Raw genomic sequence first — 12,825 nt, 5'->3', positions numbered from 1 at the left:
TGCTGGCATGACCGACCAAGTCATCAAATCCCTGACCGATCCGAGCTTCCTGATCGCGATGCTGGTCGCCATAGCGGTGTTTGCGACCGTTTTCACCTTGCTGCCGGCGTTTGGCGGAAACCAGCTCAAGTCACGCATGAAAACCGTCGCGCTGGAACGCGACGAACTGCGTGCCAAGCAGCGCGCCCGGCTTGCCGTCGAAGCGGATCGCCGTCGCAAGGGCCTGCGCGAGGAACAGTCGGTTGGTATGCGCAACATAGTCGACCGGCTGGATCTGAGGCGCGCGCTCGCCGATGAGGGCACATTGCAGAAACTCAAGGTCGCCGGCTTTCGCGGACAGAACCCGCTGACGCGGTTTCTTTTCTTCCGTCTCGTGCTTCCTTTTGTCGGCTTCGCGCTGGGCGCAATCTACACCTTCGTACTCGGAGGATTGCCCGACAAGCCATTGGTCATCAGGGTGTTCGTCTGCATCCTCGTTGCCTATGGCGGCTTCTACGCTCCGGTCGTCTACGTCAACAACCGCGCTACCAAGCGCAAGCAGTCGATCCAGATGGCGTGGCCGGATGCGCTCGATCTGATGCTGATCTGCGTCGAATCGGGCATGTCGGTGGAAGCGGCCCTGCGCAAGGTCGCCGACGAGATCGGCGCGCAATCGGTGGCGCTGGCGGAAGAATTCATCCTCACCAACGCCGAGCTTTCCTATCTGCAGGAGCGCAGGCAGGCCTACGAGAACCTGGCAAGCCGCACCGGCCTGGAATCGGTCAAGTCGGTGTCGCAGGCACTCGTCCAGGCCGAACGTTACGGCACGCCGGTGGCGCATGCACTGCGCGTGCTGGCCGCCGAAAGCCGCGACATGCGCATGAACGCGGCGGAGAAGAAGGCGGCGGCCTTGCCGCCGAAGCTCACCGTGCCGATGATCCTGTTCTTCCTGCCGGTGCTTTTCGCGATCATTCTGGGCCCCGCCGGCATTCAGGTCAGCCAGCGCGGCATCTTCGGCGATCGTTCGGCACCATCATCGACAGCGCAATAGAGGCGAGGCTCGTCCCGCATCAGAAATGAAGAAGCCGCGCTGAACGTAGCGCGGCTTCTTCATTTCAAGGTTGTCGCAGATTGTCGTCCATAGCATGTCGCACAAGAACGCAGCGGTATTGGGCCAACGACATGCATCAAACAAAGACTTAAAGCGAGTTCGGCGCGACGAGATCTAGTTGGTCGCGGACTTTGGCTTGTCCTGGTCCTTGAGCTGGCTCCAGGCGTTCTGCTGGGCCAGCATCTGGCGCAGATAGGCGACGTTTGCCTGTGCCTGTTCGGGCGAGAGTTCCTGCGAGGCGATCTTCTCGGCTTCGTCGAAACGGCCCTGCAGGCCGACGACCAGCGCCAGGTTCTGGCGCACCCGGCTGTCTGCGTTCGGCTGCTGCGCGGCGGAGCGCATATAGGTTTCGGCGGTGCGCAGGTCACCTTCCAGCACGTAGGACATGCCGAGATTGGAGAGCACCGAAGGCTCGTTCGGCTTTAGTTCGAGAGCCTTGCGATAAAGCTGGCGCGCGTCGTCTTTCTGGCCGATCTGGTCGAGAATGGCCGCTTCGGCCGATACCAGCCTCCAGTCGGGATATTCCGGTGTCTGGGCGCGGCGCACGGCGTCCAGTGCGGCCTCGAACTGGCCATTGGCAGCCAGCGCCTTGCCATAGGAGGCGAGCACGTCGCGATCCTTCGGCAGGGCGATCGCCAGCTTGCGCATCACGGCGAGCGACTGGTCGGCGTCGCCATCCATCTGCAGCGCCGCCGCATAATTGGTGGCGATACGCTTGTCGGTGGGGTTCCTGGCGTAGGATTGGCCAAGTGCCGCCGTTGCAGTGTGCAGTTCCCCGCCCGACATGGCCTCCAGCGGTTTGCCGCTGTTGCGTCCGATCGAACCGGTGGTGAACTTGTCGGTTGCGCAACCGGCGACACTGGCCGCGAGCGCCAGCACGAGCGCCGTGGTGATGAACCGTTTTCCCGTGGCATTGATCGTGCGGTTGGTCGGCATCGGCACCGGGCCTCCATTCATACGCGGCCATTGCGTGGCCATCTTCCCTCCCGAAGAAATATTCTGTTAACCCTAACGGACGGTTAAGAATGGCGACTCAAGGGCGCCGCACGGAGAACATCGAATGCCTGTCGAACTCGTCGAAAAGAAACTGCCGGGCGCGCTGCCGGTCCATCTGGTCGCCAGGGATGGGCTGGAAGCAGCCGGTCTTGCGCCTGCCGCGGTCGCCTGGGCCAGGGCAAACGGCTTTTCAGGCGAGGCAGGCAGGACGCTGGTCGTGCCCGGCGAAAAGGGAGCCCTCGGCGGCGCCTTGTTCGGTATCGGCGATGGCGAGGGCGCACTCGCTCTTGGTGCGTTGTCGAAAGCCTTGCCGGAAGGCGATTGGCATTTCGCCTCCGCGCCGGCCGAGCCGGAGTTGGCGGCAACCGCACTGGTGCTCGGCGGCTATGCCTTTACCCGTTATGGCAAGAAACCCGGCAAGGCGCTCCGCTTCGTATTGCCGGCCGGCGTCGATGCCGGGCGCGTTCGCCGCATTGCCGATGGCGTCTTCCTGACACGCGATCTGGTCAACACGCCGACCAGCGACATGGGTCCGGAAGAATTGGAGAAGGCGGTGCGGAGCCTCGCCGCAGCGCACAGTGCCGAAATCTCGGTGGTGACGGGCGACGATCTCCTCGACCGGAATTTCCCGATGATCCATGCCGTCGGTCGCGCGTCGACCGGCGCCCCGCGCCTGATCGACATGAGATGGGGGCCGCAGGGCGCGCCGAAGGTGACGCTAGTCGGCAAGGGCGTCTGTTTCGACACAGGCGGTCTCGACATCAAGCCGTCGTCCGGCATGCTGTTGATGAAGAAGGACATGGGCGGCGCGGCCAATGTGCTTGGTCTCGCATCGATGATCATGGCCGCCAGGCTGAACGTGCGTCTGCGCGTGCTCATTCCCGCGGTCGAGAATTCGATCGCCGGCAACGCCTTCCGGCCGGGCGACGTGCTGACGAGCCGCAAGGGCATCACCGTCGAGATCGGCAACACGGACGCCGAGGGGCGACTGGTGCTGGCCGATGCGCTGGCCTTGGCCGACGAGGAGGAACCGCAGCTTCTGGTCGATATGGCGACGCTGACCGGGGCAGCCCGTGTCGCGCTCGGCCCCGACCTGCCACCCTTCTATACCGGCGACGACGCACTGGCGTCCGACCTGGCGGCGGCTTCCGTCGCCGCCGAAGATCCGCTGTGGCGCATGCCGTTGTGGCGGCCTTACGATGCAAAACTGTCGTCGAAGATCGCCGACATCAACAACGTCACCACGGACGGTTTCGCCGGCTCGATCACGGCGGCACTCTTCCTCAAGCGCTTTGTCGAAAAGACCGTCGGCTGGGCGCATTTCGACATCTTCGCCTGGAACCCCGCCGACCGTGCGTATGGCCCCGCGGGCGGCGAGGCGCAGGGCATTCGCGCGCTGGAGCGGATCATCTCGAAACGCTTTGGCTGATAGCGACAAGCAGAGCCGGCAAATTGCAGAAACTGAAACGGAACCGAAACAATTTGCCGTCATGCTGCTCGGATGTCGATTGCCATGCGCCCGAGCCAGGCCTTGCGACTGTGGCAGCAAGTGATGCTGTCGCAGGTGCGCGACGACGCGCCGGACCTGACCATGCGCCAGACGGCGATCCTGTTCACCATCTATCTCGATCCGCCGCCGCACACGGTGCGCGGGCTCGCCGCCCGCCTCAATGTCACCAAGCCGGTGATCACCCGCGCGCTCGACACGATGGGTGCGTTGAAGCTCGTGTCGCGCCATCGCGACGAGCTCGACAAGCGCAATGTGCTGATCAGGCGCACGGTCGAGGGCGCGCTCTTTGTCGAGCGCTTCGGCGATGGTATCATTGCCAAGGCCCACGAATTGCCCATCTAAAGCACGATCCCGAACCGCAGGTCAGCGCAGCAAGAAGCGGGAACCAGTTTTTCGGACAAGATCATGCGTCAACATAACAAAGCAGAGTTGCTGATTTGACCGCCAGGGATGCCCGCCTTCACGCTTTCCGTTCCGACCTTGCCGATGCGCGGCTGAAGGGCGAGGTCGCCGCCGACCGCTTCGTCGCCGGCCGGCCGGCGCGGATCACCGCGTCCGTGGCCGATGTGCGCAAAGCGCCGCGGCCGGATGCCGGCGTCAACACGCAAGCCCTGTTCGGCGATGATGTCCTCGTCTTCGAGGTCGCCGAAGGCTGGGCCTGGATCCAGGCCGAGCGCGATGGTTATGTCGGTTACGTCGCCGATACCATGCTGGGCGGGCGGGATCAGGCGGCGACCCATATCGTGTCGGTGCCGCGCACCTTCCTCTACCCCGCGCCGGATCTGCGGTTTCCGATCGCCGGACAATTGTCGATGGGATCGACGGTTGCGGTGACGGGTGCAGCCGAAACGCGCGGCACGCACTATGCCGTCCTGCCTTCCGGCGAGGCGATCATCGCCGGCCATCTGCGGCCTGTCGGTAATGCGGCAGCCGACTATGTTGCGGTGGCCGAGATGTTGCTCGGCACACCTTATCTGTGGGGCGGCGCTTCGGGTTTCGGCATCGACTGTTCGGGCCTTGTGCAACTGGCGATGCGCATGACCGGAAGCGACGTGCTGCGCGATTCTGACATGCAAGCGGCGACTCTCGGCGAGCCGCTCGATCCTGGCCCCGATTACACCGGGTTGCGGCGCGGCGACCTCGTCTTCTGGAAAGGCCATGTCGCCGTCATGACCGATACCGATACGATGATCCATGCCAATGGCCACACCATGCTGGTGTCGCGCGAAGGGCTGAAGGAGGCGATCGCCCGCATCGGCTACCTCTATGGCGGCCCGACCGGCTTTCGGCGGCCTTAAGGCCTTCGATCCCCTTTTGTTCCGATTCTTCTTGGCGATTGCCCACCTTCGCGCTACCTCTGGCGCGTGACAGAGCAGCCTCGCCTTGCCGAACAGAATGCCACTGTAGCCCTGCCCGAACCATTCATCAGGTGGTTCGGCGAGAAAGGCTGGTCGCCGCGTGCCCACCAGATCGAATTGCTGGCAAGGGCCCAGGGCGGGCAATCGGTGCTGCTGATTGCCCCGACCGGGGCCGGCAAAACGTTGGCCGGCTTCATGCCCTCGCTGACCGAACTGGCCAACCGGCCAAGGCGAAAGCCGGGGCAGGCGCATCGCGGCATCCATACCCTCTACATCTCACCGCTGAAGGCGCTGGCGGTCGACATCGAGCGCAATCTCGGCAAGCCGGTTGAAGAGATCGGCCTGCCTGTCACCATCGAGACGCGCACCGGTGACACGCCGTCGCACAAGCGTCAGCGCCAGAAACTGGTGCCGCCCGACATTTTGCTCACCACGCCCGAGCAACTGGCGCTGCTGATCGCGGCGCCCGATGCCCGACGCTTCTTCGAGGATCTGCGCTATGTCGTGCTCGACGAGCTGCACTCGCTGGTGACGTCGAAACGCGGGCATCTGCTGGCGCTCGGCCTGGCGCGGCTGCGCAGCTACGTGCCTGGCCTGCAGACGATAGGCTTGTCGGCTACGGTCGCCGAGCCCGACGAATTGCGGCGTTGGCTGGTCGGCCAGAATCCGCCGGGCGCCATGGCCGGCCTGATCACCGTGGCCGGCGGAGCCAAGCCCGATATCTCCATCCTCGACTCGGAGCAGCATGTGCCGTGGTCCGGCCATTCGGCCCGATACGCCATTCCTGAAATCTACGAGGCGATCAAAAGGCACCGCACGACGCTGCTGTTCGTCAACACCCGCAGCCAGGCCGAATTGCTGTTCCAGGAACTGTGGCGGGCCAATGAGGACTCGCTGCCGATTGCCTTGCATCACGGCTCGCTCGATGTCGGCCAGCGTCGACGGGTCGAAAAGGCGATGGGCGAGAATGCGCTGCGCGCCATCGTCGCGACGTCGACGCTCGATCTCGGCATCGACTGGGGCGACGTCGATCTGGTCGTGCATGTCGGTGCGCCGAAGGGCGCGAGCCGCCTGGCGCAGCGCATCGGCCGCGCCAACCACCGCATGGACGAACCGTCCAAGGCGATCCTTATTCCGGCCAACCGTTTCGAGGTGCTGGAATGCCGTGCCGCACTCGACGCCAACTATCTCGGCGCGCAGGACACGCCGCCGTTGATCACCGGCGCGCTCGACGTGCTGTCGCAGCACGTGCTGGGCGTCGCCTGCGGCGCGCCCTTCTATGCCGACCATTTGTTCGAAGAGGTACGCAGCGCCGCGCCCTATGCCGGACTGGCACGCGAGACCTTTGACCGTGTCGTCGATTTCGTCGCCACCGGCGGCTACGCGCTGAAGAACTACGAGCGCTACGCCCGCATTCGAAAGACAGTCGGCGGGCTGTGGCGCGTCTCGCATCCGCGTGTCGCCCAGCAATACCGTCTGAATGTCGGCACCATCGTCGAAATGCCGGAACTCAATGTCCGCTATGTCAGGCAGGGCCGTGGCATGGCTGGACGCGGCGGGCCGGTACTGGGCAAGATCGAGGAATATTTCGCCGAGACCTTGCGCCCCGGCGACAATTTCCTGTTTGCCGGCAAGGTGCTGCGCTTCGAGGGCATCCGCGAGAACGAATGCGTCGTCTCCAACGGCGCCGGCGCCAACATCATCGTGCCGTCCTATGCCGGCGGCAAGTTTCCGCTGTCGACCTATCTCGCCGATCAGGTGCGCGGCATGCTGGCCGACAGCAACCGCTGGCAGGCGCTGCCCGAGCAGGTCGCCGACTGGCTGCGGCTGCAGAAGGAAAAGTCAGTGCTGCCGAAGCGCGGCGACCTTCTGGTCGAGACCTTTCCGCGGGGCAACCGCCACTACATGGTCGCCTATCCCTTCGAAGGCAGGCTGGCGCACCAGACGCTCGGCATGCTGTTGACGCGGCGGCTGGAGCGCGCCAACGCCCGCCCGCTCGGCTTCGTCGCCACCGACTATTCGCTGGCCGTCTGGGCGCTGGACGACATGGCGGCGCTGTTCAAGGCGAAGAAGCCATCATTGGCCGCCCTGTTCGACGAGGACATGCTCGGCGACGACCTCGAGGCCTGGCTGAACGACAGCTGGATGCTGAAGCGGACGTTTCGCACCTGCGCGGTCATCGCCGGACTGATCGAGAAGCGTTTTCCCGGGCAAGAGAAGAGCGGCCGCCAGGTGACGGTGTCGGCCGATCTGATCTACGATGTGCTGCGCAGCCACGAGCCGGACCACATCCTGCTCCAGGCGACGCGCACCGATGCATCGGCGGGACTGCTCGATGTCAGCAGACTTGCCGAGATGCTCTCGCGTGTCCGCGGTCGAATCATGCATAAGCATCTTGAGCAGATATCGCCGCTGGCCGTGCCGATCATGCTGGAGATCGGCAAGGAATTGGTGAATGGCGGCGCCAACGAGTCCCTGCTCATGGAAGCCGCCGATCTGGTCGAGGAGGCGATGGGCCAAAGATGAGACTGATTTCGAGATGAATTTTTCACTGGCGCGCACGTCGCTGATCGCCGAGGCCGACCTTGTCGGCATCGCCGGCGAGCGTGCGGTCTGCGACCGGCGCGGCGTGCTTTATTTTCCGGATCTGCGGCTTCTGGCCGTTTCCGACCTGCATCTCGAAAAGGGTTCGTCGCTGGCGCGGCGCGGCGCGCTGATCCCGCCTTACGACACCGGTGCGACGTTGCTGAGACTGCAGGCCGTGATCGCTGACTACCAGCCATCCATCGTCATCAGCCTGGGCGACAGCTTCCACGATGGCGGCGGCGCCGAGCGCATGCATGCGAGCTTCCGCGAACGGCTGGAAGCGCTGATATCCGGCCGCGACTGGTTCTGGGTTGCCGGCAATCACGATCCGGAAGCGCCCGCCGACCTGCCCGGCGAGACGGTGCGCGAACTTGCCATAGGCTCGCTGTTGTTCCGGCATGAGCCATCGAAGGAACGTGTCGAAGGCGAGATAGCGGGTCATCTGCATCCGTGCGCGCGCATCGTGCAACGTGGGCGTTCGGTGCGGCGGCGCTGCTTTGCCGGCGATGGCGGCCGCATGATCATGCCGGCCTTCGGCGCCTATACCGGTTCGCTCAACGTGCTCGATCGCGCCTATGCCGGGCTGTTCCGGCTGGACACGCTGATGGCCTACATGCTCGGCGCCGAGCGCATTTTCGCGATTTCACGGTCGATGCTCAGACCGGGCTGAGGTCAGCGTCCATAGTAGAGCGTCACAGTGTGCTTTGCCTCGGCGAAGAACAGCCAGCGTTCGACCAGCATGCCGGCGAACTGGACGCCGGCCGCGAGCAGCGACAGCAGCGCCGCGAAGGGCCACGGCGAGGCAAATACGGCGGCCAGCAACAGGATGGGCAAAGCGAAGGCCAGAACCTGGGTGATCTGGCGCAGGCGTGCGCTGTGCTTGCGCGCGATGCGGAACCCCATCTCCTTGAGCAGATAATTCTCTTCGGTATGCGGCCATTCCAGCGATCGTACCGTGCCGCCGGCGAGCCCCGTCGCGGTGTTGGCATTGGTTGGGATTTCCAGCCGGTCGTTGTAGCGCCAGGTCGCCAGCTTCCAGCCCCAGCCGAGCAGACTGAACAACACCGAGGCCACTAGAAGCGTCTTCGAGCCGAGAGCAAATGCCTGCAGCAGCGCGTTCAACAGCACGCTGCCGGTCATCGCCGAAAAAATGAGGTAGCCGGGCAGAGTGAAGCGGCTATGCCACTGGGCGATCGGCTTCAGCGACGCATAGATCATGCCGGTGGTACAGACGGTGACGACCGCACCGATGGCCGCCAGAAATCCGGCGATGGCCACCCAGCCGCCACTGCGGCCGAAAAACACCCAGCCGATGCCGAACAGGCCCGCCGGAACGAAGGTGATGACCGAGGCAACGCCTTCGCGCGACAGCCATGAGCTGCGCCATTGCGAGAACGCTCGCCAGGCGCGTTCGGGTCTGCCGAGATGGCCTGTCGAGGACAGTAGCCCGGCCACGATCAGGCCGAGCGCCAGGCCCATGCCGATGAGGCCCAACCAGAAATCGGGCGGGATGATCTGGAAGCCTCCGAGCACCCCAAGCAGCGCCAGCAGCCCGTAGCCGGCGCCGGTCGCGGTGGTGAAGAAGACGACGGAGAAGGCTGGGTGCATGGATGTCAGTTCGAAAGCATGCGGTCGACCCAGCCCAGGAAGCCCCCTTCGGCCCGCACCGCTTCGAGTGCCGGCGCGGCCACCGATGCCGCGCGCTTGGTGTGGGCGCGCGGCGGCAGATATTTGTTGGTCGGGTGATAGCCGAGTTCCGGCATCAGGTCGACGCCGCCACGCTCCGCCACCAGTTGCGAGACAGCCGACGCGGGATCGCCGAGATCGCCGAAATGCCGGGCGCTGGTCGGGCAAGCGGCGACGCAGGCCGGCACGCGGTCTTCCTCGGCCAAATTGTCGTTGTAGATGCGGTCGACGCACAGCGTGCACTTCTTCATCACGCCGACATCACGATCGAATTCGCGCGCCCCATAAGGGCAGGCCCAACTGCACAATTTGCAGCCGATGCACTTGTCCTCGTCGATCAGCACGATGCCGTCCGAGGCCCGCTTGTAGGAGGCGCCGGTCGGGCAGACGGTGACGCAGGCCGGCGTCTCGCAATGCAGGCAGGAGCGCGGGAAGTTGACCGTGCGCCCGCCCATCTCGGTGGTGTGTTCGTAGCTGTGGACGCGGTTGAACCAGACGCCGTCGACATGGCCGCCATAGGGGTCGATGTCGGTCAGCGGCGCCATGTGGCCGCCGGTGTTCCATTCCTTGCAGGCCGTGACGCAGGCCTGGCAGCCGACGCAGGTGTCGAGATCGATGACGAGGCCGAGCTTCTTGCCGCTTTGACTTGGCAGACAGGTCATTCGGCCGCCTCCCTTGCCCGGCGGAACTCAGCGCCGAAGGTCAGTCTGTCGGGTGAGGGTTCGAAGCCAGGCGGTTGTTGGAAACGTTCGAATTGCGGCTCGGTGAAGCCGGCTTCCTCGGTCGCGCATTTGACGATGCGCACGCGCAGGTCGAACCACGCCGCCTGACCGGTCACCGGATCGGAGTTCGAATAGCGCTTGCCGTTGGCGTCGGCCGAAGTCTGGTCGCCGATGATGTGGTTGAGCAGGAAGCCGCGATTGGATTCGGCGGCGTCATCCTTCAGCCCCCAGCTGCCACGCCGCTTGCCGATCGCGTTCCAGGTCCAGACCGTGCTTTCGTTCACCCCGTCGACCAGCTTGATCTGCCCCTTGACCTTGCCGTTGATGCTTTCGATCCACACCCAGTCGTCATCGACAAGACCGAGACCAGCGGCGGTCCGGTGATGCACGAACAGCCGGTTCTGGCTGGTGATCTGTCTCAGCCACGCATTCTGCGAGCCCCAGGAATGATACATATGCATCGGCCGCTGCGTCAGCGCGTGCAGCGGATAGTCTTGCAAATCGACGGCCGCTTCCTCGAACGGCATGTACCAGTACGGCAGCGGGTCCATATAGGTCTCGATGCGCCGGCGGTCGCCCTCTGGCGGCACCACGCGGCCATGGCCGCGTGCGGCCAGCCTGAAGCGCTGCAGAGGCTCGCAATAGAGCTGGAAGACGACCGGCTCAGCCTTGGGGATGAAGCCCATCTGCACCGCGAAGTCGAGATAGGAGCGGTTGGCCATCTTGTAGTAGCGCTGGTCCTCGGCGAAATCGTGGTGCCAGAAGCCGCCATTGTCGATGTAGCGCTGCAATTGGTCCGGATTGGCCTCGCCCTTGCCAAACGAGGCGCCATCCTTGCCGCGCCAGCCAGCAAGCGGGCCAATGCCGGGCGTGCGCTCATGGTTGACGATGTAATCGGCATAGTCGCGGTATCTGGCCGAGCCATCGTCATTGACGAAGCACGGCAGGCCAAGCCGCGCGCCGAGTTCGATCAGCACCGACTGGAACGGCCTGACATCGCGATCCGGCTCGACGACGGGATGGCGGATAGCGTCCCCTGGTCCGTCGGCATGGCTGATCGGCCGGTCGAGCAGGCTGATGCAATCATGGCGTTCGAGATAGGTTGTGTCCGGCAGCACGAGATCGGCGAACGGCACCGTCTCGGAATAATAGGCGTCGGAATAGATGATGAAGGGGATCTTGTAGTTGCCCGCTTCGTCATGGTCGGTCAGCATGGCCATGGTCTCGACAGTGTTCATCGAGGAATTCCAGGCCATGTTCGACATGTACATCATCAACGTGTCGATCGGGTACGGGTCGCCGGCCCACGCATTGCGGATGACGGTGTGCATCAGGCCATGTGCCGCCAGCGGCGCATCCCAGGAATAGGCCTTGTCGATGCGAACAGGCATGCCGGCGTCGTCGACCAAAAGGTCGTCCGGCCCACAGACGAAGCCGAGCGGCATGCCGTCGAGCGGCGTCATCGGCTTGACGGTCTTGCCTGAAGGCTTTGGGCCCGGCGGCGCCGATCTCGGGTAGGGCGGCTTGAAGCGGAAGCCGCCGGGAACATCCACGGTGCCGAGCAGCACCTGCAAGAGATGGACGGCGCGGCAGGTGTGAAAGCCGTTCGAATGGGCGGAGATGCCGCGCATGGCATGCATCGACACTGGCCGCCCCTTGATCGTCTCGTGCCGGCGCCCGGCCCAGTCGGTCCAGGCGACCGGCAATTCGATCGTCTGTTCGAAGGCGACATGCGCGAGTTCGGCGGCGATCCTGCGGATCGTGTCGGCGGGAATGCCGCAGCGCTCTGCCACCGCGTCGGGTGCGTAGCTCTCATCGAGATAGCGGTCGGCGATGAGCTGGAACACCGGTACGCAGCGGCGACCGTCGACGGTGAAGCTGCCCGTCAGTGCAGGCTTGGCCTCGGTATCGGTGGCGCTGACCGGTCTCTTCGCAACCCTGTCCCAGGCCAGCGGATTGCCGCCGGCGTCACGCACGAACAGGCCGTCATCCGCCGCACCCGGCTCCTGGATGACGAGCAAATGCGCATTGGTGTAGCGCAGGAGATAGTCGAGATCGACGCGCCCGGCCTTCAGCAGTTCGTGTATGAGGGCGAACACGAACAGGCCATCGGTGCCGGGCCGGATGCCGATCCAGTCGTCTGCAATGGCGTTGTAGCCGGTCCGGCACGGATTGATCGAAACCACCTTGGCACCGCGCGCCTTGAGCTTGCCGAGGCCGATCTTGATCGGGTTGGAATCGTGGTCCTCGGCGACGCCGAACAGCATGAAGTATCTGGTGTTGTCCCAGTCGGGTTCGCCGAACTCCCAGAACGAGCCGCCGATCGTATAAAGGCCTCCGGCCGCCATGTTGACCGAACAGAAGCCGCCATGGGCGGCGAAGTTCGGCGTGCCGAATTGGCTGGCCCACCAGCCGGTGAGCGACTGCGACTGGTCGCGACCGGTGAAGAAGGCAAGTTTCTTCGGATCGGTCCGGCGGATGGCCGAGAGCCGCTCGGTCGCGATCGAGAACGCTTCTTCCCACTCGATCTCGCGGAATTCTCCCGAGCCGCGCAGGCCTGTGCGCAGCAATGGTTTTTTCAGCCGGGCCGGGCTGTAGTGCTGCATGATGCCGGAGCTGCCCTTGCCGCAGATCACGCCGCGATTGACCGGATGGTCCTTGTTGCCGTTGATGTAGCGGACCTTGCCGTCCTTGATGTGCACGTCGATGCCGCAGCGGCAGGCGCACATGTAGCAGGTCGTCTTGGCGATGCTGTCGGAAATGTCCGGCGAGGTGTCGACGCCGTCGCCTTCATCGGGCGCGCGCGTGTCAGCAAGCGGGCGTTGCGATGGTGCCGAATTTGCGCCGCGCGGCGGTCGGTGCATCATGATCCGCTGG

10 protein-coding genes are annotated in these 12,825 nt (G+C 64.5%); 6 read left to right on the top strand and 4 right to left on the bottom strand.

Features of this window, described 5'->3' with window-relative positions:
• The first annotated feature begins 7 nt into the window (after positions 1–7).
• Positions 8–1,030, top strand: a complete 1,023-nt coding sequence (locus tag AC1D2G_RS05925; protein WP_457151533.1) for a type II secretion system F family protein — start codon at positions 8–10, stop codon at positions 1,028–1,030.
• A 174-nt stretch (positions 1,031–1,204) separates the two neighbouring features.
• Here the strand turns inward: AC1D2G_RS05925 and AC1D2G_RS05920 are convergent, their stop codons facing one another.
• Positions 1,205–2,026, bottom strand: a complete 822-nt coding sequence (locus AC1D2G_RS05920; protein ID WP_457151535.1) for a tetratricopeptide repeat protein — start codon at positions 2,024–2,026, stop codon at positions 1,205–1,207.
• A 124-nt stretch (positions 2,027–2,150) separates the two neighbouring features.
• Between AC1D2G_RS05920 and AC1D2G_RS05915 the strand changes: the two genes are divergently transcribed.
• The 5 genes from AC1D2G_RS05915 (at position 2,151) to pdeM (ending at position 8,210) form a co-directional block, all read left to right on the top strand.
• Positions 2,151–3,515, top strand: coding sequence for a leucyl aminopeptidase family protein (locus AC1D2G_RS05915; RefSeq protein ID WP_477412652.1), 1,365 nt, complete (start codon positions 2,151–2,153; stop codon positions 3,513–3,515).
• Positions 3,516–3,587: 72 nt separating this feature from the next.
• Positions 3,588–3,938 carry a MarR family winged helix-turn-helix transcriptional regulator gene (locus AC1D2G_RS05910; protein WP_056588405.1) on the top strand — a complete coding sequence of 117 codons (351 nt, stop codon included), beginning with the start codon at positions 3,588–3,590 and terminating at the stop codon, positions 3,936–3,938.
• 95 nt (positions 3,939–4,033) lie between these two features.
• Positions 4,034–4,894, top strand: a complete 861-nt coding sequence (locus tag AC1D2G_RS05905) for a C40 family peptidase (protein ID WP_477412650.1) — start codon at positions 4,034–4,036, stop codon at positions 4,892–4,894.
• Positions 4,895–4,960: 66 nt separating this feature from the next.
• Positions 4,961–7,480: a ligase-associated DNA damage response DEXH box helicase gene (locus AC1D2G_RS05900; protein ID WP_477412648.1), complete on the top strand. Its 2,520-nt coding sequence runs from the start codon at positions 4,961–4,963 to the stop codon at positions 7,478–7,480.
• A gap of 13 nt (positions 7,481–7,493) precedes the next feature.
• Positions 7,494–8,210 carry a ligase-associated DNA damage response endonuclease PdeM gene (gene pdeM / locus AC1D2G_RS05895; RefSeq protein WP_457151529.1) on the top strand — a complete coding sequence of 239 codons (717 nt, stop codon included), beginning with the start codon at positions 7,494–7,496 and terminating at the stop codon, positions 8,208–8,210.
• 2 nt (positions 8,211–8,212) lie between these two features.
• Here pdeM and AC1D2G_RS05890 read toward each other — a convergent pair whose 3' ends face one another.
• From AC1D2G_RS05890 to AC1D2G_RS05880, 3 genes are read right to left on the bottom strand one after another with little or no spacing between them, the layout of a single operon-like run.
• On the bottom strand, positions 8,213–9,148 hold the full coding sequence (locus AC1D2G_RS05890) for a dimethyl sulfoxide reductase anchor subunit family protein (protein ID WP_477412646.1): 936 nt from the start codon (positions 9,146–9,148) through the stop codon (positions 8,213–8,215).
• A gap of 5 nt (positions 9,149–9,153) precedes the next feature.
• Positions 9,154–9,888 carry a 4Fe-4S dicluster domain-containing protein gene (locus tag AC1D2G_RS05885; protein WP_477225350.1) on the bottom strand — a complete coding sequence of 245 codons (735 nt, stop codon included), beginning with the start codon at positions 9,886–9,888 and terminating at the stop codon, positions 9,154–9,156.
• Positions 9,885–12,815, bottom strand: a complete 2,931-nt coding sequence (locus tag AC1D2G_RS05880; protein ID WP_477412644.1) for a molybdopterin oxidoreductase family protein — start codon at positions 12,813–12,815, stop codon at positions 9,885–9,887. Before AC1D2G_RS05880 ends, AC1D2G_RS05885 begins: the two co-directional genes overlap by 4 nt.
• Between the last annotated feature and the right edge of the window lie 10 nt (positions 12,816–12,825).

The organism is Mesorhizobium sp. P2_C7, from assembly GCF_056404515.1.
Note: the sequence above shows the minus strand (reverse complement) of the source record. Positions and strands in the feature narration are given on the sequence as shown.

Excerpts from the sequence above, each read along its gene's own strand:
- AC1D2G_RS05925 (WP_457151533.1), top strand. The coding sequence starts at position 8 with ATGACCGACCAAGTCATCAAATCCCTGACCGATCCGAGCTTCCTGATC.
- AC1D2G_RS05920 (WP_457151535.1), bottom strand. The coding sequence starts at position 2,026 with ATGCCGACCAACCGCACGATCAATGCCACGGGAAAACGGTTCATCACC.
- AC1D2G_RS05915 (WP_477412652.1), top strand. The coding sequence starts at position 2,151 with ATGCCTGTCGAACTCGTCGAAAAGAAACTGCCGGGCGCGCTGCCGGTC.
- AC1D2G_RS05910 (WP_056588405.1), top strand. The coding sequence starts at position 3,588 with ATGTCGATTGCCATGCGCCCGAGCCAGGCCTTGCGACTGTGGCAGCAA.
- pdeM (WP_457151529.1), top strand. The coding sequence starts at position 7,494 with ATGAATTTTTCACTGGCGCGCACGTCGCTGATCGCCGAGGCCGACCTT.
- AC1D2G_RS05890 (WP_477412646.1), bottom strand. The coding sequence starts at position 9,148 with ATGCACCCAGCCTTCTCCGTCGTCTTCTTCACCACCGCGACCGGCGCC.
- AC1D2G_RS05885 (WP_477225350.1), bottom strand. The coding sequence starts at position 9,888 with ATGACCTGTCTGCCAAGTCAAAGCGGCAAGAAGCTCGGCCTCGTCATC.
- AC1D2G_RS05880 (WP_477412644.1), bottom strand. The coding sequence starts at position 12,815 with ATGATGCACCGACCGCCGCGCGGCGCAAATTCGGCACCATCGCAACGC.